Annotated in this window: 20 protein-coding genes and 1 riboswitch; of the genes, 8 read left to right on the top strand and 12 right to left on the bottom strand. The window is 70.2% G+C overall.

The features are described from left to right. Positions 1-238: 238 nt before the first annotated feature. The 5 genes from ACFY9I_RS28900 to ACFY9I_RS28880 all read right to left on the bottom strand — a co-directional run bounded on the left by ACFY9I_RS28900 (position 239) and on the right by ACFY9I_RS28880 (position 5,857). A complete protein-coding gene (locus tag ACFY9I_RS28900; protein ID WP_391006857.1) occupies positions 239-1,510 on the bottom strand; it encodes a hypothetical protein in 1,272 nt (423 codons plus the stop codon). A gap of 82 nt (positions 1,511-1,592) precedes the next feature. Continuing rightward, positions 1,593-2,624 (bottom strand): NlpC/P60 family protein, encoded by a 1,032-nt coding sequence (locus ACFY9I_RS28895; RefSeq protein WP_391006855.1) that lies wholly within the window; start codon positions 2,622-2,624, stop codon positions 1,593-1,595. Between the two features lie 319 nt (positions 2,625-2,943). Further along, a complete protein-coding gene (locus ACFY9I_RS28890; RefSeq protein WP_391006853.1) occupies positions 2,944-3,933 on the bottom strand; it encodes an NlpC/P60 family protein in 990 nt (329 codons plus the stop codon). Positions 3,934-4,235: 302 nt separating this feature from the next. Then, a complete protein-coding gene (locus ACFY9I_RS28885; RefSeq protein WP_391006851.1) occupies positions 4,236-5,579 on the bottom strand; it encodes an NYN domain-containing protein in 1,344 nt (447 codons plus the stop codon). Between the two features lie 38 nt (positions 5,580-5,617). Next, a complete protein-coding gene (locus ACFY9I_RS28880; protein ID WP_391006849.1) occupies positions 5,618-5,857 on the bottom strand; it encodes a hypothetical protein in 240 nt (79 codons plus the stop codon). A gap of 187 nt (positions 5,858-6,044) precedes the next feature. Here ACFY9I_RS28880 and ACFY9I_RS28875 point away from each other — a divergent pair, with 187 nt between their 5' ends. The 7 genes from ACFY9I_RS28875 to ACFY9I_RS28845 all read left to right on the top strand — a co-directional run bounded on the left by ACFY9I_RS28875 (position 6,045) and on the right by ACFY9I_RS28845 (position 12,394). Next, positions 6,045-6,800, top strand: a complete 756-nt coding sequence (locus ACFY9I_RS28875; protein WP_391006847.1) for a rhomboid family intramembrane serine protease — start codon at positions 6,045-6,047, stop codon at positions 6,798-6,800. Then, positions 6,797-7,078: an Lrp/AsnC ligand binding domain-containing protein gene (locus ACFY9I_RS28870; protein WP_391006846.1), complete on the top strand. Its 282-nt coding sequence runs from the start codon at positions 6,797-6,799 to the stop codon at positions 7,076-7,078. Before ACFY9I_RS28875 ends, ACFY9I_RS28870 begins: the two co-directional genes overlap by 4 nt. Before the next feature lie 82 nt (positions 7,079-7,160). Next, positions 7,161-7,463 carry a small secreted hydrophilic protein gene (locus ACFY9I_RS28865; RefSeq protein WP_391006845.1) on the top strand — a complete coding sequence of 101 codons (303 nt, stop codon included), beginning with the start codon at positions 7,161-7,163 and terminating at the stop codon, positions 7,461-7,463. Beyond that, complete coding sequence (locus ACFY9I_RS28860) at positions 7,390-8,889, top strand: ATP-binding protein (RefSeq protein WP_391006844.1); 1,500 nt, start codon at positions 7,390-7,392, stop codon at positions 8,887-8,889. The genes ACFY9I_RS28865 and ACFY9I_RS28860 overlap by 74 nt, the downstream gene beginning before the upstream one ends. Before the next feature lie 28 nt (positions 8,890-8,917). Beyond that, the gene (locus ACFY9I_RS28855; RefSeq protein WP_391006842.1) at positions 8,918-9,583 is read left to right on the top strand and encodes a winged helix-turn-helix domain-containing protein; all 666 of its coding nucleotides are present in this window, start codon (positions 8,918-8,920) and stop codon (positions 9,581-9,583) included. Positions 9,584-9,640: 57 nt separating this feature from the next. Beyond that, positions 9,641-11,056 carry an SLC13 family permease gene (locus tag ACFY9I_RS28850; RefSeq protein WP_391006841.1) on the top strand — a complete coding sequence of 472 codons (1,416 nt, stop codon included), beginning with the start codon at positions 9,641-9,643 and terminating at the stop codon, positions 11,054-11,056. Positions 11,057-11,119: 63 nt separating this feature from the next. Continuing rightward, positions 11,120-12,394, top strand: coding sequence for a glycerate kinase (locus tag ACFY9I_RS28845; RefSeq protein ID WP_391006840.1), 1,275 nt, complete (start codon positions 11,120-11,122; stop codon positions 12,392-12,394). Here ACFY9I_RS28845 and ACFY9I_RS28840 read toward each other — a convergent pair. The 6 genes from ACFY9I_RS28840 to ACFY9I_RS28815 form a co-directional block, all read right to left on the bottom strand. Then, the gene (locus ACFY9I_RS28840; RefSeq protein WP_391006838.1) at positions 12,355-13,716 is read right to left on the bottom strand and encodes an aminotransferase class V-fold PLP-dependent enzyme; all 1,362 of its coding nucleotides are present in this window, start codon (positions 13,714-13,716) and stop codon (positions 12,355-12,357) included. The two genes, ACFY9I_RS28845 and ACFY9I_RS28840, sit on opposite strands and share 40 nt — an antisense overlap. A gap of 117 nt (positions 13,717-13,833) precedes the next feature. Then, a riboswitch (SAM riboswitch) is annotated at positions 13,834-13,949 on the bottom strand. Between the two features lie 244 nt (positions 13,950-14,193). Next, positions 14,194-15,258: an anthranilate phosphoribosyltransferase gene (trpD, locus tag ACFY9I_RS28835; protein WP_391006836.1), complete on the bottom strand. Its 1,065-nt coding sequence runs from the start codon at positions 15,256-15,258 to the stop codon at positions 14,194-14,196. A gap of 156 nt (positions 15,259-15,414) precedes the next feature. Then, complete coding sequence (locus tag ACFY9I_RS28830; protein WP_391006834.1) at positions 15,415-17,055, bottom strand: cytochrome b N-terminal domain-containing protein; 1,641 nt, start codon at positions 17,053-17,055, stop codon at positions 15,415-15,417. Next, on the bottom strand, positions 17,052-18,125 hold the full coding sequence (locus ACFY9I_RS28825; RefSeq protein ID WP_391006832.1) for a Rieske 2Fe-2S domain-containing protein: 1,074 nt from the start codon (positions 18,123-18,125) through the stop codon (positions 17,052-17,054). Before ACFY9I_RS28825 ends, ACFY9I_RS28830 begins: the two co-directional genes overlap by 4 nt. Further along, on the bottom strand, positions 18,122-18,931 hold the full coding sequence (locus tag ACFY9I_RS28820) for a c-type cytochrome (RefSeq protein ID WP_391006830.1): 810 nt from the start codon (positions 18,929-18,931) through the stop codon (positions 18,122-18,124). Before ACFY9I_RS28820 ends, ACFY9I_RS28825 begins: the two co-directional genes overlap by 4 nt. Positions 18,932-19,026: 95 nt before the next feature. Further along, positions 19,027-19,647 carry a cytochrome c oxidase subunit 3 gene (locus ACFY9I_RS28815; RefSeq protein WP_391006829.1) on the bottom strand — a complete coding sequence of 207 codons (621 nt, stop codon included), beginning with the start codon at positions 19,645-19,647 and terminating at the stop codon, positions 19,027-19,029. Positions 19,648-19,791: 144 nt separating this feature from the next. Between ACFY9I_RS28815 and ACFY9I_RS28810 the strand changes: the two genes are divergently transcribed. Beyond that, on the top strand, positions 19,792-20,193 hold the full coding sequence (locus ACFY9I_RS28810; RefSeq protein WP_391006827.1) for a hypothetical protein: 402 nt from the start codon (positions 19,792-19,794) through the stop codon (positions 20,191-20,193). A gap of 40 nt (positions 20,194-20,233) precedes the next feature. Here ACFY9I_RS28810 and ACFY9I_RS28805 read toward each other — a convergent pair whose 3' ends face one another. After that, the gene (locus ACFY9I_RS28805; protein WP_391007001.1) at positions 20,234-21,436 is read right to left on the bottom strand and encodes an Ig-like domain-containing protein; all 1,203 of its coding nucleotides are present in this window, start codon (positions 21,434-21,436) and stop codon (positions 20,234-20,236) included. Positions 21,437-21,549: the final 113 nt, after the last annotated feature.

Here is a 21,549-nt window from a genome sequence, read left to right as displayed (position 1 = left end):
GCGGGGCCTGCGGCCCGGCCGCAGGCGACACAGCGGCAGAACTGCAGAACTGCACGCCAGTGCTGCAGTTCTGCAGTTCCGCAGTTCCGCAGTTCCGCACAGCACGGTCTGCCGGACGCACCTTCGATGCCGACCGGTGGAGGTGGAACGGGTCTCGGACGAGGATCACCGCGTTCGCGAGCAGGGCGAGCCACAGGGGGCGGGTGTCGCCGGGGACCGGATGCCGGTCCGAGGCCGATCAGCCGAGCTGGGCCCGCACGTACGCCCGCCACCGCTCGGTGAAGTCCTCGACGGTCGTGCCGAGGACCTTCTTCAGGGCGCCCTCCACCGCCCCGGCCCGCTCCCCGTGGGCTCCGACGGCCCGGTAGAACGCGTCGAGCCGGTCCTCGCCCCAGCGGTCCGCGATCAGACGGCAGGCCAGCCAGCCGCCCTCGTAGGCCTGGGCGAGCTTGCCGGAGTCGCCGGAGAAACCGAAGTCGGAGTCCTCGGGCAGAGCGGCAGGCAGCTGCCCCTCCGCCACGGCCCGCTGCAACTCCGGGGCCACCTCGGGCGCCGTACGGCCGGTTCCCCGGTAGCCGACCCAGTCGGCGTAGCCCTCGGAGAGCCAGAGGGGGGTGGCGGCGTTGGTGTGGGCGCGGGTGGCGACATGGGTCGTCTCGTGGGTGAGGACGGCCTGTTGGCCGAAGTCCCCGAGGACGGCGTACGCGTCGGGGTTGACGATGATCCGGTCGGCGGGGGCCTTGGCCGGGCCTCCGGCCTCCCCGGTCGTGACGGCGGCGATCCCCCGGTACCCGGACGCGGGCGCCCCCAGCAGTCCTGCCATCTCCTCCAGCGACTCGGGGACGAGGACGACGACCCGCCGCGCCCAGTCCCCGCCCCACGCCTCGGTCACGGCAGGCACGGCCCGGTCCGCGAGCCCGGCGTACGTCCGCAGCGCCCGCTCGGACCGCCCGACTCCCAGCACGAGGCTCCGCTCCCCCCGGACCGCGCGTATCCGCCCCTGCTCCCAGAGCTGTTCGGTGCCCTTGCGCGAAGGCTCGTCGGCGGCGACCTGCCAGGCGCCCTCGCCGTCCCGCACCAGGGTCAGGGTCCGTACGGCGGTGACCGGCGCCTTGTCGTAGCCGCGGATCCGGTAGCGCAGGGCCGCCTCGGCGGTGGCCCGGTCGCCGGAGCGCCGGAAGTCGGTGAGATCGTACGACCAGGAGGCCAGGGGCAGGGCGCGAAGGTTGACGAACTCGGCCGTCCCGGTGGCCAGTTGGCCGGGCACGGTGGCCGTCGTCGCCTCGGTGGAGCGGTATGCCCTCTCGTCCCTGCCCAGGACCGCCGTGGCCCGCCGGTCGAGCATCCGCTCGACGTCGGCGCGGGCCCGGTCGCCCACCGCGTCGCCGCCACAGCCGACCAGGAGGGTGAGGGAGAGAGCGACCGTCGAGGGGACCGCTCCGCGTCCCGGGAGCCCGCGCCGGACCCCCGACCCGGACCGGGAACGCGTCGTGCGCCTTGGGCCAGCCACGTTCCCGATCGTACGGTGACCCGGCAGCCGTACGGCAGTGCGTCCGGGCCCGGCCGGCGTACGGCAGGGGCCCGGACGGCGGTCAGGGCCGGGTGACCGAGGTGACGGGCATCATGCCGACGGGGTCGTAGCGGACGGGGGCGCCGGGATAGGGGGCGTGGATGACCTGGCCGTTGCCGACGTACATGCCGACGTGGCTGGCGTCGGCCCGATAGGTGACCAGGTCCCCGGGCTGGGCCTGGGAGAGCGGGACCTGGGTGCCCGCGTACCGCTGGGCCTGCGAGGTGCGGGGCAGACCGACGCCGGCCTGCCCGTACGACCAGACCATCAGGCCCGAGCAGTCGAAGCCGTCGGGGCCGGTGGAGCCCCACACGTACGGCTTGCCGAGGGCGGAGCGGGCGGCGGCGACGGCGGCGGCCGCGCGGCCGCGCGGGGCGGCGGCGACGGAGAGGTCGGGCATGTCGGTACGGCCGGAGCCGGTGGAACGGGAGGCGCGGTCGTACTCGGCGCGCTCCTCGACCGGGAGGGAGTTGAGCAGCCGCCGGGCTTTGGCGAGCTTCCCCTCGACGATCCGCTTGTGTGCGGCGACGGCCTTGCGGCTCTTCTCCAGCTCGGTGAGCTTTCCGGTGGCCTCCTGGCGCTTCTGGGAGAGGTCGCGCAGGGCCTGCTGGAGGTCGTGGAGTTGGCCCGCCTGGTGCGCGCTGATGCGGTCCAGGGCGGCGGCGGTGTCCAGGTAGTCGTCGGGGTCGTCGGAGAACAGCAGGGCGATCGACGGGTCGACGGCGCCGGAGCGGTACTGGGCGCCGGCGAGCGAACCCAGCGACTCCCGCATGGTGTTGACACGGTCCTGCTGCCGGGCGATCGAGTCCTGTGCGATGCCGATCTTGTCGCGCAGCTTGTCCGCGCGCTCGTCGGCCTTGTTGTACGCCTCAGTGGCCCGCTCGGCCTCCTCGTACAGCCGGTCCACCTCGGCCCTGGTGGTGTCGTGCGGCGCGGCGGCGGCCTGCTGGACGGGAACGGCGCCGAAGGCCGCGGCCGCGGCGGACAGCACACCGAGGGCGGCGGCCGCGCCCCGGTCGAACCCGGACGGTACAAGGCGACTGTGGGACACCACGGGAAGCCGCACTCCCTTCGACGCTGGACAGGGCCCTCCCTCGAGGGCCGGAGTGGCGACCCCGATGCGGGGTCGCCCTCACGGCGAGTGAGGGAAGCGCGGCCGACAGTAGCCGCGCGACCGTGTCTCAGCCAAAGACCTCGGCGGGCACACAGCGTGACGCCCGGACCGGAGCCCAGGTCACCAGCGGGTGAAGGGGTCAGCTCGATGTGCGGGAATTCGCCCGTTCGGGCGGCTCTGTGTCCTGATCTTGAACAAGAAAACGGCCGACCGTCACGGAGTGTGATCGGTCGGCCTTGTGTTCAAGCCGTTATGGGCGTCAGATCCGGACACCGAACTGGAAGGAACCGATGGTGCTCATCGACTCGTAGCGGACGACCTTGCCCGGGTAGGGGGCGTGGATGACGGTGTCGTTGCCCGCGTAGAGGCCGACGTGCCCGAGGTTGTTGAAGAAGACCAGGTCGCCCGGCATGAGCTCGCTGCGACCGATCTTCGTGCCGTCGTTCTGCTGCGTGTACGTGGTCCGGCTGATCGACACACCGGCCTGGGCGTAGGCCCACTGGGTCAGCCCGGAGCAGTCGTAGGAGTTGGGGCCGCTGCCACCGGAGACATAGGGCTTGCCCTGCTGGCTGTCGGCGGCGGCGAGGGCTGCGGCGCCGCGCTCGGAGGCCGGCACCTCCTTGCCGAGGTCGACGCGGTCCCCGGCGTCACGGCTGGCGCGCGTCTCCTGCTCGTCCAGGGCGGCCTTCTCCTCGGCCGTCAGGGTGTTGAGGAGCTTCTGCGCCGCGGCCAGCTTGGACTGGACTTCCTTCTTCTTCTCGGCCAGGGTCTCGCGGGTGTCGGCGAGGTCCTCCAGCTTCTCGGAGGCCTCCTGACGCTGCTGCGCCAGCGTGCGCTGCTTCTCCTGGATCTTCTTCAGCGCCTCGACCTGCTGGCTGGACAGCTGGTCGAGCGTGGCGGCCTTGTCCAGATAGTCGTCCGGGTCGGCGGAGAGGAAGAGCTGGATCGAGGAGTCGATGCCACCCGAGCGGTACTGGGCGCTGGCCGCGAGGCCTATGCCCTCACGCAGCTCGTTGAGGTCTTCCTGACCCCGGGCGACGTTGTCCTGGATCGTGGAGATCTCCTTCTCGAGCTTCTCCTGCTTCGCCTGGGCGCCGTTGGCCTTGTCGGTGGCCCGCTCGACGTCTTCGTAGAGCTTGTCGACCTTGGCCTTGACCTCGTCCTTGGTCGGCTTCTCGCTGGGCGCGGCGTTGGCGGCCTGAGAGGTCAGGGCCACGGCAGCGGCGGCGGCAGTGGTGAGCACGGTCACACGCGCACGGCTGGGCTGCTTAGGTCGACGGTGGGACGCCACGGTAGGTGAACTCCTTCATGTGAGCGACCAGCCGGCGAGGACTCCGGCGACGATCACCCGTTCAGAGGTTTAAGCCCAGACCCTAGTGACCGAACGGTGATCACTTCAAATCCCCCACAGGAAAAATCCCGTCCCACGGCGCACAATTTACACGCAACGCACATGCGGTAACGCTCGGTTGACGCAACATTGCGCAACAGTTCAATCCAATTCGGACATAGAGCCCGTTTGTTGCTGGTGGGGCGTACCGGATCGAAGGGTCAGGAAAGCCGCTTGAGGAGCACCGCCGAAGCCACCGGGCGGGCCCCCGCCTTGGCGATGCCGTCGGCCACCTCGCGGTCGGTGGAGGCCACGATGACCGGCCTGCCGGGCGGCTCGGCGCGCACCAACTGGCGGATCAACTCATCGGCGGTGACGCCGGCCTTGGAGAACAGCACCCGCACCCCGCGCGGCGGCGCCAGCAGCACCGGCGCGGCCAGCTCCGCCCCGTCGAAGACACAGGTCACCTCGGCGCCGGTCTGCGCGGCGAGCTGCGAGAGCTGACCGAGGAGCCTGAGCCGCTGCTTCTCCAGCGGCATCTGCGGATAGCCGGTCTTGGTGACGTTGTAGCCGTCGACGACGAGGTGCGCCTGCGGCAGCGCCAGCAACTGGTCCAGGATCGCCGGGTCGTTCTCGGACAGCGCGCGGGCGGCGATGTCCTTCGGGGTCATCCGCCCCGGCTCGACCGCGTCCACCGTCTCGGCGGGCCGTACGGACACCGGCGGCAGCGCCAGCTCCCGCCTGAGTCCCTGGGCGGCGTCCAGCACGGTGTCCAGCAGCAGCCGTACGCGCATGTCCTCGACGCTGCGCCCCTCGCGGGCGGCCCGCCGGGCGGCCTCCAGGGCGGCCTCCGCCTCACCGAGCCGGGCCTTGAGGCGCCGTGACTCGCTCTCAGCGGCGGACACCTGGGCGTGGCCCTCGGCGCGTACGGTCTCCATCTCGGCGTGCAGCTTGCGCAGGGCGGCCTCGCCGCGCTTGACGTCGCTGAGGGCCGCCCGGAGCTTGCGGTGCAGCGCGTCGGCCTCCCGCTTCGCCGACTCCAGCTCCGCGCGCAGCCGTTCCGTCTCGGCCTTCGTGTGGCCGCGGGCCTCGGCGAGCTGCTCGCGCAGCCGCTCCAGCTCGGCCCGGCTCTCCTCGTCGGCCCGCTCGGCGTCCGCCCGCAGGGCTTCCTCACCGGCGGCGGCGACCAGCTTCACCCAGCCCGTGGGGCGCAGCACATAGGCCGCGGCCGCCACGTCCAGCGGATCCGCGGCCGGGGGCGGCGCGCCCGTGTCGAGGGCTCCGGAGAGCTCCGGGTGAGCCTCCCGGAACCGCTCCCCGATCCGCTGCCTGAAGAGCGTGTCGCCCTCCACGGCGGCGGCCATCGCGTTGCCCGCGAACTTCACCCGGCGACTCGGGGTGAACCGGGCGTACTGCCTGAGCTGTGCGGGCAGTTCGGCGACGGTCAGTCCGCCGAAGCCGTCGGAGACGATCTGCACGACGCGTCTGCGCACGCCCTCGGGCAGCGGACGGTCGAGCACCTCAGCGGCGCCGTCGCCCGGCCCCCCGCCCTCGGTCTCCACCATCCGTCACCCCAAAAAATGTTCGTGCGAGGCCGGCTCCCTCAGGAGTCGGCGCCCGGCCTGTCCACGAGTTCCACCTGGTCCACGGCGTTGCACCAGCGGCAGCGGACCGACTCGATGGTCTCACTGACCACGTCGCGCTCCTCGACCTTGGGCTCACCGGCGAGGTCGAGGTGAACGTACTCGACGACCTTCGACGAGCGGGTCACATCGAACCGCGTGAGATTGCCACAGAGCGTGCAGCGCCAGCGGGTCGTGTCCGTCGGCAGGGGAACCGTCATCGTGGCTGCTCTTCCTTCTTCCAGTCTCCGTGATGCGCCGGCGTCCCGGTGCGTGTGGCTCGTAACCCTACGGCCTGACCGGTACCCATCGCCTCCGGCGGCGGGGCGGAGCGGCTCCGGCGAGGCCGATCGCCACCGGCGGCGAGGCGGTCTGTGCGGGTGGGTCCCGTTACGTCATGCTCTGTTCATGATCGGCAAGTGGAGCACCGCGGTCGAACGGGCCGTACGGAACGAGTCGGCCTCCGTGACGTACGGGCTGATGGCCGTCTGCTGTGCGATCTTCCTGGTCGGACCGGCCGCCGGCCTCAATCCGTCGTACGGCACCGGCGACGAGTTGCTCGTCGCGCAGCGCGCGTACTTCCGCCGCTGGGGCGTGGTCCCGGCCGAACTCTTCGACGGCACCGCTCGCGCGGCGCTCACCCCGCTCACGGCGCTCTTCGTCCACGGTGGCTGGCTGCACCTCCTCGGCAACATGCTCTTCCTCTTCGTCTTCGGGGCGATGACCGAGGAACGCATGGGTCATGTGGAGTTCGCCCTCTTCTACGTGGGCTGCGGCTATGTCGCGCTGGTGGCGTACGCGGCGGCCCACGCCGGGTCGCCGCAGTCGCTGGTCGGCGCGTCCGGGGCGATCTCGGCGGTCCTCGGCGCGTTCCTCTTCCTGTTCCCCCGGGCGCGGGTGACGAGCCTCCTGCCGTTCCTCTTCTTCCTTCCGCTGCGGTTCCCGGCGTGGGTGACGCTGCCGTTCTGGGTGTGCCTGCAGTGGCTGGCCGCGGGGCGGCAGACCTCGGGGCCGGGGGTCGCCTACCTGGCGCATCTGGTGGGGTTCGCGCTGGGGTTCCTCTACGCGTGGGGGCGTTACGGGCGTGGGACTAGAGTGAAAGCGCCCGTGGATGTTCCAGCGAACGCCCCAGCTCCGGCCCCCGAGGGAGAGAAACAGCCGTGATCACCGCGATCGTGCTCATCAAGACCAGCGTGGACCGAATTCCGGAGATCGCGGAGTCGATCGCCTCGCTCGATTCCGTGAGCGAGGTGTTCTCGGTGACCGGTACGTACGATCTGGTCGCCATGGTGCGGGTGAAGGCGCACGACGATCTGGCCGACGTCATCCCGGGCGGGATCAGCAGGATTCCCGGGGTGTTGGGGACGGACACGCATGTGGCGTTCCGGACCTACTCCCAGCACGACCTGGAGGCCGCGTTCGCCATCGGGCTGGACGGCTGAGGCGCTGTCATGAGCCGAGGATGAAGAAGTCCTCATCTTGTGCTCATCCTCGGTCGCCGTTGCTGTCCTCAGGATCGTCGGCATGGTTTTCTCTCGCCGGATCGCGGCTCTCGCCGCCGTCGTGGCGATTCCGCTGGGGATCGCCGCGACCAGTTTCGCCCTGACCGACAACCCCGAGGCGCCGAAGGTGCCGCCGAAGGTGGAGTTGGAGAGCGGGTCGCCCAGTCCTACGCCTTCGCGGCCGAAGGCGACGCCCAGTGACGAGGTCGTGTCGCGGCCTCCGGTGACCGACAGCCCGGCGGGTGATGACGATGACGACGACCGTGGGCAGGACGGGCGGGACGGACAGGACGCCGACGACGACGGACCCGGTGACGACGGCTGAGGCGCCGTCGGCCCGCCGGGTCTCGGCCCGGGTCCGGATCCTGCTGTGGCTGCTGCTGGTGATGGCGGTGGCGCTCGCCTCGGTGGCGACGACGACGCGGTCGATCCTGTTGCGGGACGTGGACCAGCGGATCAACGAGCTGCTGGCGCAGGAGGCCGGGGAGTTCACCAACCTCCAGGCGCAGGGGGTCGATCCCGAGACCGGACGGCCCTTCACCGAGCCGTCGCGGCTGCTGCGGGTCTTTCTGCAACGGCAGAACGCCGACCTCGACGAGGAGCTGATCGGGCTCGTGGGCCGGGCCGACGGCGACCTCACCTGGCTCATCCAGCAGCGGGAGATCCCCGTCGCGCTGCCGCTGTACAAGGACGCCGACGCACAGCGGAAGATATTCGACTCGCCCGATTCCACGGGGACGCTGGATCGGGCGGCCGGGGAGATCCGCTGGGCGAAGGTGGAGGTGGCCCGGTACGGGGACGAGGCGGACGCGGCGTTCGTCGTCGCCTTCCATCCGGCGAGCGAGAAGGACCGCGCCGACGAGGTGTTCCGGGTGCTGCTCGCCATCTCCGGGGTCGCCCTGCTGATGACGACCGGGATCGCGTGGGTGGTCGCCGGGCGGATCCTCAAGCCGGTACGGGTCGTGCGGTCCGCCGCGGCACAGCTCACCGAGCAGGACCTCACCCGGCGCATCCCGGTGCACGGGCGGGACGACGTGGCCGCGCTCGCCGAGACGTTCAACGCGATGCTCGACCGGCTGGAGCGGGCCTTCGCCGCGCAGCGGGAGTTCGTCGACGACGCCGGGCACGAGCTGCGGACGCCCATCACCATCGTGCGGGGCCATCTGGAGCTGATGGGCGACGAGCCCGCGGAGCGGGAGGAGACGGTCCGGCTGGTCACCGACGAGCTGGACCGGATGAGCCGGATCGTCGAGGACCTGCTGCTGCTGGCCAAGGCCGAGCGGCCCGACTTCGTCAGCCCCGAGCCGGTCCAGCTCGCCGAACTCACCGCCGATGTCTACGTCAAGGCCCGCACCCTGGGCGAGCGCGACTGGCAGCTCGCCGAAGTCGCTGATGTGGAGGCCGAGTTGGACTCCCAGCGGATCACCCAGGCGATGGTCCAGCTGGCCCAGAACGCCGTGCAGCACACCACCACCGGCCAGACCATCCGCATCGGCTCCCGCGCCGAGGGCTCGTCGATCGAGCTGTACGTCGTCGACTCCGGGCCCGGGGTGCAGCCGCAGGACGCCGAGGTGATCTTCGAGCGGTTCCGGCGCGGTACGGCCCGGCGTGGCGCCCGTGGCTCCGGTGCGGGGCTCGGCCTGTCGATCGTCCGCGCGATCGCCGAGGCCCACGGCGGCCGGGTACGGCTGCGTGACACCGAGGGCGGCGGCGCGACCTTCGTCCTCACCCTGGAAGAGGCACGCACGTGAAACGGAACGACGGCGAAGGGGCACTTCCGTGAACCGCATTCTCATCGTCGAGGACGAGGAACGCATCGCGTCCTTCGTGGAGAAGGGCCTGCGTGCCGGTGGCTTCACCACCACCGTCGTGGGAGACGGCGACACGGCCTACGAGTACGCCCTCACCGGCGGCTTCGACCTCGTCGTCCTCGACATAGGCCTGCCCGGCCGCGACGGCTTCACCGTCCTGCGCGAGTTGCGCGAGGCCCGGGTGACCGTCCCGGTCATCGTGCTGACCGCTCGGGACTCCGTACGCGACACCGTGGCCGGACTGGAGGGCGGCGCCGACGACTGGATGACCAAGCCGTTCCGCTTCGAGGAACTGCTGGCGAGGGTCCGGCTGCGGTTGCGTACGGCGGCGAGGGCCCCCGAGGTGACGATGCTGAGGAGCGGCGAGCTCACCCTCGACCTGCGGACGCGGCGGGCGAGGGCGGGGGAGCGCCTGGTGGACCTGACCGCGAGGGAGTTCGTCCTGCTGGAACTGTTCCTGCGGCACCCGGGGCAGGTGCTGTCGCGGGAACAGATCCTGTCGCATGTGTGGGGTTACGACTTCGATCCGGGGTCGAACATCGTGGATGTGTATGTGCGGGCGCTGAGGAAGAAACTGGGGGCCGCGCAACTGGAAACGGTGAGGGGCATGGGCTACCGGTTGCCGTCGACGTGAAGTTTCCTTCATAGAGGTCTCATCAAGGGCTCACCCGTCCTCTGAACCCTTGATGACGTGACCCTGAACTTCCGTCTCGCCGCCTCCCTCTGCATGGCCCTGTCCCTCTGCGCGCTCCTCGCGGTGCCCGGCAACCTCGCCGGCCTGGGCGGCGAGGCACGCCTCACCCTCGCCGTCTTCGCGCTGGCGACCGCCGCCTGGATCGGCACCCCCATCGACGACACCTACATCGCCCTGGGCGCCGGCCTCGCCCTCACCGTCACCGGGGTGATCAGCAACGACACCCTGTTCGGCACCCTCGGCGACTCCACCGTCTGGCTGCTGATCTGCGCGTTCGTCCTGGCGGCGGCGGTGACCAGGACGGGTCTCGCCGGGCGGGCGGCGGCGTTCCTGGTGACCGGGGCGCGGACGGTACGACAGCTCACTCACCTGACGACGGCCGCACTGGTGGTGACGGCTTTCGCCGTGCCCGCCACCTCGGGCCGCGCGGCGCTCGCGCTGCCGGTGTTCCTGGCGCTCGCCAAGGCCCTGGCCGACCGGAAACGACTCGTCGTGATGCTGGCGCTGCTGTTTCCCACCGTGATCCTTCTGTCGGCGGTGGCGACCCTGATCGGAGCGGGAGCGCATCTGATCACCGTGTCGGTGCTGTGGGAGGCGACCGGCGACCGGATCGGATTCACGGAGTGGCTGCTGCTGGGCCTGCCGCTGGCGATCGTGTCGTCCCATCTGGCCGCCGAGGCCGTCCTGTTGACGACGACCCGACGCGAGGACCGTCGCGGCCCCGTCAGGATCACGGCCGAGGAGATCCAGTCGCACAGCGAGCAGCCGGTGACCGGCCCCTGGTCCCCCGCCGAGTCGCGCTGCGCCCTGCTGCTGGCCACGGTCGTGGTCCTGTGGTGCAGCGAGCCGCTCCACCGGGTCTCCCCGGCCGTGGTCGCGCTGATCGGCGCGGTCGTCGCCTCCTCCCCGGCCCTGGGCACCGTACGGCTGAAGGACGCGTTGAAGACCGTGCCCTGGTCGATGCTGCTCTTCATGGCCGCGACGATGGCGATGGGCGTCGCGCTCAGCGACTCGGGAGCGGCGAAATGGCTGGTCTCCGGGCTGCCCACGGGGGTGACACCCCTGGTGTTCCTGGCTGTGGTCGTGGTGGTCAGCACGGCCGCCCATCTCGTCCTGCAGTCCCGGTCGGCGCGCTCCTCGGTGCTCGTGCCGCTGGTCGTCGCGGCGGCCGTGGGCGCCGGGGTCAACCCGGTCGCCGCCGCGCTGGCCTCCACCGCGGCCGCGGGCTTCTGCCACACCCTCCCCGCCTCCGCGAAGCCGGTCGCCCTCTTCGCCGACCTCCCCGGCACCCCCACCTACACCCCACGCGACCTGCTGCGCCTCTCGGCCGTCCTGGCCCCGCTGACCGCCGCCCTGGTCGTCCTCTTCGCGCTGGCCGTATGGCCACTGCTGGGCGTACCGCTGACCCCCTGAGCCCCATCGGCCCACGCCTCCTCCCCCATCGACACCACGACCACCCAGGAGCCCTGAAGCACCATGCTGAACCGAGTCGCCGTAGCCCCCAGTGGCTTCAAGGAGTCCCTGTCCGCCGAGGCCGCCGCCGACGCCATCGCGGAGGGCGTCCGCCGGGTCGTGCCCGACGCGGAGGTGGACCTCATCCCCCTGGTGGACGGCGGCGAGGGCACGGCCGCCGCCCTGGCCGCCTCCACCGGGGGCCGCCTGGTCTCCCTGCTCGCCACGGGCCCGGTCGGCGAACCGGTCGACACCCACTTCGCCCTCCTCGGCTCCCCCGACCGCTCCCCCGACCCGGCCAGGGCGGAGACGGCCGTCGTCGAGATGGCCGCGGTCGCGGGCCTCTCCCTCGTCCCGCGCGCCCTCCGCGACCCCGGCGCCACGACGACGTACGGCGTCGGCGAACTGATCGGGGCCGCGCTCGACACCGGAGTACGCCGTGTCCTGATCGGCTGCGGCGACTCAGGCACGTCGGACGGCGGGGCCGGCGCCCTCCAGGCGCTCGGCGCGCGGCTCCTGGACGCGAAGGGCATCGAACTTCCGCCGGGCGGACAGGAGTTGACGCGACTCGACCGCATCGACCCGTCCGGCCTGGACCCCCGCCTCAAGGACGTGGAACTGCTGGTCGCCTGCAACCCGTTCAACGTGCTCTGCGGCGAACGGGGCGTCGCACGGGTCTTCGGCCCGCAGAAGGGGGCGACACCGGCACAGGTCGAGGAACTGTCGGCCGGCCTGGAGAACTGGGCACACGTCCTCACACGGGACCTGTGCGACTTCGCCCCCACCGGGACGGACCTCCACGCCGGCCCCGGTACCGGCGCCTCCGGTGGTCTCGGTGCGGGGCTGGCCGCCCTGGGGGCCCGGCTGCTCCCCCGCTTCGAGGTCCTGCTGAGCCATCTGGACCTCGACGCCCGGCTCGCCCGCGCCGACCTGGTCATCACGGCGGAGGGCGCGCTCGACCACCAGACCCCTCGCGGGAAGGTTCCCGCCGAGGTGGCCCGCCGTGCCAAGCTGGACGGCCGCCCGGTCCTCGCCCTCGCGGGCACCCTGGGTGAGGGGGCGCACGAGGTACCGGGCGTGGACGCCTGCAGCGGCATCCTGCCCGCTCCTATGGCCCTCGCCGAAGCCCTGGTCCGCGCGAGCGAGCTCCTCACGGACGCCACGGAACGAGCGTTGCGGATGATCGTCCTGGGTGCGCGGGTGACGGCGGGCACCGGAAGCGGAGCCCGCCGGCACATGCTGGGATCAAACCGCGGAGATCACACGGCGGGGACGCAACGCCCGTCCTCCGTGCGGTAGTTCCACTTCGCGCCGTCCCGGACCAGTTCCTTGACCGCGTCGACGAACCGCTCCACGTGCTCGTCGGGCGTGCCGGCCCCGAAGCTGACCCGGATGGCGTTGAGAGACCGCTCGCCGGGCGCGGCCTCGGGGGCGCCGCACTCGCCCTGGGTCTGCGGGTCGCTGCCGAGGAGGGTGCGGACGAGGGGGTGGGCGCAGAAGAGGCCGTCGCGGACACCGATGCCGTACTCGGCGGAGAGGGCGGCGGCGAAGTGGGAGCTGTTCCAGCCCTCGACGACGAAGGAGAGGACGCCGACGCGCGGGGCGTCGTCCCCGAAGAGGGAGAGGACCCGGACTTCGGGAACCTCGGCGAGACCGGCCCGTACGGTGTCGATCAGATACCGCTCACGGGCGACCAGTGACTCGAACCCGGCCTCGGTGAGGGCCTTGCAGGCGGAGGCGATGGAGTAGGCGCCGATGACGTTGGGCGAGCCGGCCTCGTGACGGGCGGCGCTCTCGTGCCACTCGACGTCCACGCCGCCGTCCGTGCGCCGCGTCACCTTCCGGCTGGCGCCGCCGCCCGCGAGGTACGGGTCCGCCTCGCGCAGCCAGTCGGCGCGCCCGGCGAGCACGCCGGAGCCGAACGGCGCGTACAGCTTGTGCCCCGAGAAGGCGACCCAGTCGACGTCCAACTCCTGTACCGACACGGGGTGGTGGGGTGCCAGCTGGGCCGCGTCGAGCACGATCCGCGCGCCGTGCGCATGCGCGGCGGCCGCCAGCTCGCGCACCGGCCAGATCTCTCCGGTGACGTTGGAGGCACCGGTGACGCAGACCAACGCGGGCCCCTGCGGGCCGCGGCCGGCGAGGGCACCCTCCAGCGTGGCCACGGCCTCCTCCGGGGTGCGCGGGGCGTCCAGGTACGTCACCCGCGCGTTCCGCCACGGCAGCAGAGACGCGTGGTGCTCCGTCTCGAAGACGAAGACCTGGCAGTCGGCGGGCAGCGCGGCGGCCAGCAGGTTCAGTGAGTCGGTGGTCGACCGGGTGAACACCACCTGGTCGTCGCCACGGCAGTCGAGGAATTCGGCGACGGTCTTCCGGGCGTTCTCGAAGAGGTCGGTGGACAGCTGCGACAGATACCCGGCGCCCCGGTGCACGCTCCCGTAGTAGGGGGCGTACGCCGCCACGTCGTCCCACACCCGCTGCAACGCGGGGGCGCTGGCGGCGTAGTCGAGCGCGGCGTAGGTGACCTCACCGCCGGTGACGAGCGGGACGGTGACATCCCGTCCCAGAACGAGCAGCGGGGAGCAGACGGACCGGGCGGCGGCAAGGGTGGAGACAGACATGGCGAACTCCCGTGAAGAGCATGCCGAGGCAGGCATGCTGAAGAAGGAACGAAGGGTACGCGGAGGCGGGGCTCGGCGGCCCTATCGCATTCGCTTGCTCACGGAAGACTCCCATGGAAACCGCGCTTGTCGTAGACCTCACTGCCTACGACCCGGTCTTCACCCGGGGCACCCCGCCACGGAAGGAGGGTTGCCGGACAGCCAGCCGGGGCTTGGGGCTGTCACTCATGACCTGAACAGGAACGTACGTGAAGTGATCGCCGCGCCGCAACCTGTGTCCGGATGGCGGGATGACGGGATGGCGGGATGGGCGCGGGATGGGTCGGAGGGTGCGGTTGTACGGCGGTGCGGGTGGGGTGGGGGTTGTTCGCGCAGTTCCCGCGCCCCTAAAGGCAAAAAGCATGGGGCGCAGCCCCTGCTTTCTGAGGGGCGCGGGGAACTGCGCGAGAAGCCCCACCCCACCCGCACCCGACCGGACTACCTGTTCGTCGCCGCGACCCACCGCTCAAGAACTCCCCGCGCCGCCCCGGAATCGATCGACTCGGCGGCCTTGGCCATCCCACCTCGCAACTGCTCCGCCAGCGACGCGGACGTCGGTTCCAGCGCCACAAGCGCCGCCGCCGAGTTCAACAGCACCGCATCCCGCACCGGCCCCGTCTCCCCACCCAGCAACCGCCGCGCGACATCGGCGTTGTAGGACGCGTCGGCCCCCCGCAGCGCCTCCACCGGCACCAGTTCCAGCCCCACATCACGCGGATCGAAGGCTTCCTCGGTGACCTTGCCGTCCCGTACGACCCACACCCGTGAGGTCGCCGTCGTCGTCAGCTCGTCCAGCCCGTCGTCGCCCCGGAAGACCAGCGAGGAGTTGCCGCGCTCGGCGAAGACACCGGCCATGATCGGCGCCATACGGGGGTCGGCGACCCCGACCGCCTGGGCGCGCACCTTCGCCGGGTTGGCCAGCGGCCCCAGCGCGTTGAAAACGGTCCGGATCCCCAACTGCCCGCGCGCGGCGGCCACATGGCGCAGCGCCGGATGGAACTTCACCGCGAAGCAGAAGGTGATCCCGGCCTCCTCGGCGACCTCGGCGACACGCTGCGGCGTCAGCTCCAGATTGACGCCCAGCTTTGCCAGCACGTCGGACGCGCCCGACGCCGACGACGCGGCCCGGTTGCCGTGCTTGACCACCTTCGCGCCCGTACCGGCGACGACGATCGACGACATCGTGGAGATGTTGACCGTCTTGGCGCCGTCCCCGCCCGTACCGACGATGTCGACGGTCTTCCCGGACACCTCGATCACCTTGGCGTGCTCGTACAGCGCCTGCACGAGGCCGGTGATCTCCTCCACGGTCTCGCCCTTGGCCCTCAGCGCCACCACGAACCCGGCGATCTGCGCGTCCGTCGCCTCGCCACGCATGATCTGGTCCATCGCCCAGAACGTGGCAGCGGCGTCCTGGTCGCGCCCGTACAGCAGCGAGTTCAGCACCGAGGGCCAGGAACGGCCCGCCGCGGTGTCGCCTCCAGCGGGGGTCACAGCGCTCATAGCCGCTCCTGGGTTTCCTGGCCGCGTGCGGGCGATGCCGCGCGGACGTGAAATCAATTCTGCGCTCTCACCCTATCCAGGTCGGAGCACGGCGAAGGGCCCCCGTCCGAAGATCGGACGGGGGCCCTTCGACCGTGGTGTGGCGAAGCGAAGCGATCAGTGGTGGCCGTGGCCGCTCGTGATCTCCTTGTACTCCTCGACGGTCGGCTTGGCGATCTGGCTCTCCTCGCCGTAGTAGCCCTTGCTCAGCTTGGCGCGGAGCTTCTCGCGACGCGTGATCTTGCGGGCGACACCGTTCTCGTCGACCGCCGGACCGATCTGGGCCGGCACGTACTGCTCGTGCGCCGTGAGCGTGTGCAGCTGCTCCTGGCTGAGGGGCTCGTGGACCTCGATGAACTCACCGTGCGGCAGGCGCTTGATGATGCCGGTCTCGCGACCGTGCAGGATCTTGTCCCGGTCCCGGCGCTGGAGACCGAGGCAGATGCGCTTGGTGACGACGAACGCGATGACCGGGGCCACGAAGAACGCGATCCGGACGAACCAGGTGATGGCGTTGATCGACAGGTGGAAGTGGGTCGCCCAGAGGTCGTTTCCACCACCGATCAGCATGACCATGTACCAGGTGATCCACGCGACACCGAAGGCCGTACGGGTCGGGGCGTTGCGCGGGCGGTCCAGGATGTGGTGCTCGCGCTTGTCACCGGTGACCCAGGACTCGATGAACGGGTAGACCGCGATCGCGACCAGGACCAGCGGGAAGACCATCAGCGGGATGAACACGCCCAGGACGAGCGTGTGGCCCCAGAAGTCGATCTCCCAGCCGGGCATGACACGGATCAGACCCTCGGAGAAGCCCATGTACCAGTCGGGCTGGGCGCCGGTCGACACCTGGTCCGGACGGTAGGGACCCATGGTCCAGATCGGGTTGATCGTCGCGATCGCCGAGATGATCGCGATGACACCGAAGACCAGGAAGAAGAAGCCTCCGGCCTTCGCCATGTACACCGGCAGCAGCGGCATGCCGACGACGTTGTTGTTCGTCTTGCCGGGGCCCGCGAACTGCGTGTGCTTGTGGTAGAAGACCAGGATCAGGTGGGCCACCATCAGGCCGAGCATGATGCCCGGCAGCAGCAGTACGTGGACCGAGTAGAAGCGGGCCACGAAGTCGCCGCCCGGGAACTCCCCGCCGAAGAGGAAGAACGACAGGTACGTGCCGACGATCGGCATGGACAGGACAGCGCCCTCCATGAAGCGGACACCGGTGCCGGAGAGCAGGTCGTCCGGGAGCGAGTAACCGGTGAAGCCGGTGAACATGCCGAGGACGAACAGCAGGAAGCCGAACAGCCAGTTGACCTCACGCGGCTTGCGGAACGCGCCGGTGAAGAACACACGCATCATGTGCACGAACATGCCGGCGAGGAAGACCAACGCGGCCCAGTGGTGGATCTGCCGGATCAGCAGACCACCGCGCACCTCGAACGAGATGTGCATGGTCGAGTTGAACGCCTCGGACATCAACTGGCCCTGCAGCGGGACGTACGGGCCGGTGTACTCCACCTCGTTCATCGACGGGTGGAAGAACAGCGTCAGGTACACACCCGTGAGGATGATGATGATGAAGCTGTACATGCAGATCTCGCCCAGCATGAACGACCAGTGGTCGGGGAAGATCTTGCGCATGTTGGCCTTGGCCAGGGAGTAGATCCCGAGCCGGCCGTCGGCCCAGTCGGCGACACGCTCGCCGGCCGGTGCCTTGCCGCGCTTGTCGCGCGTCTCGGTGGTCGATGCAGTACTCATCCGCGCTCCCAGAAGGCAGGACCGACGGGCTCTTCGAAGTCGCTGACCGCTTCGAGGTAGCCGTCTTCACCGACGGTGATCCTCAGCTGCGGAAGAGCGTGACCCGCGGGGCCGAAGATGACCCGGCCGCCGTCGGCGAGGTCGAAGGTGGACTGGTGGCAGGGGCAGAGAACGTGGTGCGTCTGCTGCTCGTACAGGGAGATCGGGCATCCCACGTGGGTGCAGATCTTCGAGAACGCGACGATGCCCTCGTGGGACCACTCCAGCTCGCGCTTGTCCTTGATGTCGTTCGGCTGGATCCGAACGATCATCAGGGCGTCCTTGGCGATGTTCTTCTGGAAGTCGTGGTCGTGCTCGTCCAGGCCGTCCGGCATGGCGAAGGTCAGCGACCCGACCGCGACGTCCGCGGGACGCAGCGGCTCCATGGTGTTCATGTTGACGAGCTTCTTGCCCTTGGCCCAGGTGGTGTGCCGCAGCGAGGTGCCGGGCAGCGGACCGAGGTCGCGCAGCAGGACGACACCGGAGAGCGGGACCATGGCCAGCGCGCCGAACATGGTGTTCCGGATCAGCTTGCGACGGCCGAGCGCCGACTCCGTGGCCCCCTGCCTGAAGTCCGCGTGAACCTGCGCGCGGACCTCGGGCGAGGCCGCGATCGGGTGGCGCTCGTCGGCGGACTCCACGTCGGACATCAGGGTGCGGGCCCAGTGGACCGCGCCCGCGCCGATGCAGAACAGGGCCAGACCGAGGGTGCAGCCCAGCGCGAAGTTCAGCGCGCTGACGTGCCCGATCGGCCAGACGTAGACCGCCTTGTCCACGGGGATCGCCACGTACGCGGCGATGAACGCGATCGTGGAGAGCATCGACACCGTGAACAGCAGGGCGACCGTGCGCTCGGACCGCTTGGCGGCCCGCTCGTCGAGGTCCTGGATACGGTGCTCGTGGGGCGGGAGGCCGGGGTCGGCGAAGGGGTTCTCCTCGTCCGCGGCCTTCACCACGACATGGGCGTGATCGTCGTGTCCTGCGGACTGCTGCGCCGGCAGGTTCTCTTTTGAAATCTCTTGGCTACTCATGACTTCTTGGCCTTTGCGGTCCGAGCGGCGACCCACACGGCGACGGCGATCAGTGAGCCGAGACCGAAGACCCAGCCGAACAGGCCCTCGCTGACCGGACCGAGTCCGCCGAGGCCGAGGCCACCGGGCTCCACGGTGTCGTCACTGTTGACCGCTTCGAGGTACGCGATGATGTCCTTCTTGTTCTCCTCCGACAGCGTGGTGTCGGGGAAGGACGGCATGTTCTGCGGGCCCGTCTGCATGGCCTCGTAGATGTGCTTCGGGTCCACGCCCTCGAGGGACGGCGCGTACTTGCCCTCGGACAGCGCACCACCCTTGCCGGTGAAGTTGTGGCACTGAGCGCAGTTGGTACGGAACAGTTCACCGCCCTCGGCGATGTCCGCGCCCTCGGGGTTGTACTCGTTCTCGGTCGGGATCTCCGGACCGGCACCCAGCGAGGCGATGTACGCGGCGAGCTGGTCGATCTGGGCCTGCGAGTAGATGTTCCTCTTCTTCGGGACCTGCGCGCCCGGCTGCTGGGCCGGCATACGGCCGGTCGCGACCTGGAAGTCCACGGCCGCAGCGCCCACACCCACCAGGGACGGCCCGTCGGTGGTGCCCTTACCGCCGGTGCCGTGGCAGCTCGCGCAGCCGACGGCGTAGAGCTTCTTGCCCTCCTCGATGGTGAGGGTCTGGGCGGTCTCATCGGCCTTGGCCGGCGCCGCTGGGGCGAAGGTGGTGTACAGCCCCGCGCAGGCCGCCAGCGCGATGAATAGGACGACGACCGCCGCCAGCGGATGGCGTCGTCGTGCGGAGAGCTTTTTCACGGATTACCCCGGTGTCAGGATCTTCTGCGTCGGTGCTTCTGGATAGGTCGTTCTCGGATCGAGGCGGGCGTACGGTCCGCCCGGCTCGCCGCCGATCACTTGATCATGTAGATCGTGGCGAAGAGGCCGATCCAGACGACATCGACGAAGTGCCAGTAGTAGGACACGACGATGGCCGCGGTCGCCTGCTCGTGGGTGAACCTCTTGGCCGCGTAGGTGCGCCCGAGGACCAGCAGGAAGGCGATGAGACCGCCCGTCACATGCAGTCCGTGGAAGCCGGTGGTCAGGTAGAAGACCGAGCCGTACGGGTCGGACGAGAGCGACAGGCCCTCGTGCTTGACCAGCTCGGTGTACTCGAAGACCTGACCGCCGATGAAGATCGCACCCATCACGAACGTGACGATGAACCACATCCGGAGCTTCTTCACGTCCCCGCGCTCGGCGGCGAACACGCCGAGCTGGCAGGTGAGGGAGGAGAGCACCAGGATCGTGGTGTTCGTCGCCGAGAACGGGAAGTTCAGGGTGTCGGCCTTCTCCGACCAGAAGTCCTGACCGGTCACCGATCGCAGGGTGAAGTACATCGCGAAGAGGGCCGCGAAGAACATCAGCTCGGAACTCAGCCAGATGATGGTTCCGACGCTGGTGAGGTTCGGCCGGTTGACCGACGGGTGCGCGTGCCCGGTATCTACTGTCGTTGCTGTCGCCACGACCGACATTATGTCGGTCGCTTATCTCGCCCTGACCCCGGGGGGTGCCGTTCGGAGTGTTGCTCCCTCCCGAACCGGTGCTGACGTGGTCTTCGAGGGAGTAGCATCCGCGCATCGGGCCTGTCCTTACGACGCTGACGTCACGGAGGAACAATGCAGCCGACCGCCACGGTGCTGGTCTACAGCGACGACTCCAACACCCGCGAACAGGTGCGGCTGGCCTCCGGCCGGCGACCGGCTCCTGATGTGCCGCCGGTGGAGTTCCTGGAGTGCGCCACCCCTGCCGCTGTCGTGAAGGAGCTGGACAGGGGTGGGATCGATGTATGTGTCTTCGACGGTGAGGCCGTGCCGATGGGAGGCATGGGGTTGTGCCGGCAGATCAAGGACGAGGTGTTCAACGCTCCGCCGGTCCTCGTGCTGATCGCCCGGCCCCAGGACGCCTGGCTCGCCACCTGGAGTCGGGCCGAGGGCGCGGTGGCGCTGCCGGTGGAGCCGGTGGAGTTCGCCGCGGCGTTGGCGTCCTTGTTGCGGAGGAAGAGGGCCGTGAGCGCCTAGCCGTGAGCGCCTGGGGGGCTCACGGGGACGGGCCCGCTCCTCAGGCGGACTCGGGACGTAGGCGCGCCTGCTGTTGGGGGTTCGGGGTTTCCTTCGTGCCTCCGACCAGGGCGCTGCCCTCGCGCCACTTCTGCCAGTCGAGGTTCCAGTCGCCGTAGCCGTTGCCGAAGGGGGCCATGGTGTCGCCGGCCGAGTTGACGACCTTGACGAGGTCGCCCTCGTTGATGGTGTCGTAGAACCACTGCGCGTTGTCGTTGCTCATGCCGGTGCAGCCGTGGCTGACGTTGGCGTAGCCCTGCGAGCCGGTGGACCAGGGGGCGGCGTGGACGTACTCACCGCTGTTGGTGACGCGTACGGAGTGGTGGACGGTCAGGTCGTAGAAGTCGGACGCGCCTATGCTGGCGCTGGTCATACGAACGGTACCTTCCTTGGCCAGTACGACCTTGACGCCGTTGCGGGTGTCGTAGCCGGGCATCCCCGTGGTGACCGGTATCTCCTTGATCACCGCGTCGTTCTTGTAGACGGTCATACGGTGTGCCGCGGCGTCCGTGATGGCGACTATCTTGTCGCCGGTGGTCAGCTCCAGCGGCGCGGCCTTCCCGCCCCAGAGGCGGTCGCCCACCTTGAGGCCCTCCAGGTTGCTGCGGACCCTGATGGTGGCGTTCGCGGGCCAGTAGTCCTGGGGGCGGTAGTGGAGCTTCTTGTCGTCCACCCAGTGCCAGGTGCCTTCCACGGCGGGCGTGGACTCCACCTTGAGGGCGCGTTCGACGACGGACCGGGCGGCCTTGTCCTTGACCGGTCTGCTGAGTTCGGCGGTGACGGGCTGACCGACGCCGTACCTGCCCGCCTCGGGGCCGAAGGTGACGTCGACGCGCTTCTTGGTGAGGGGACGGCCGGTGTCGAAGGCGAGGGTCTCGCGGCCGGGGGCGCCGTCGCCGTCCTCGGTGCTCACCCGGACCGTGTAGCGGGCGTTGGCGGCGAGCGGTGAGGTGGAGTGCCAGCGGGCGCCGTCGGCGGAGAGTTCGCCCGCCACATACCGTCCTGCGGCGTCCACGGCGGTGACGTCGGTGATGCGCCCGTCGTCGGCGGTGACTTCCAGGGGCTTGTCCGGGTCGGCCTTCGCGCCCGCCCCGGAGGGGGTGTTGAAGGAGATCTGCTCGGCGGCGTCGTACGGTTTGCCCGCGAGCGGGTGGCCGCCGGAACCGCAGGCGGTGACGCCTGCTCCCAGGCAGACCACCAGCATGGCGCAACGGACGGCCGTGCTGTTTCGGTGCGGGCTCTCGACACCGGCTGTGGCGCCCCTGAAAGATTCTGTAGTGCTCATGGGTTCAACGTAGGAACGCCGCCTGTCCCCGG

It is taken from the genome of Streptomyces sp. NPDC012510 (assembly GCF_042955065.1).
Taxonomy (GTDB): domain Bacteria; phylum Actinomycetota; class Actinomycetes; order Streptomycetales; family Streptomycetaceae; genus Streptomyces.
Note: the sequence above shows the minus strand (reverse complement) of the source record. Positions and strands in the feature narration are given on the sequence as shown.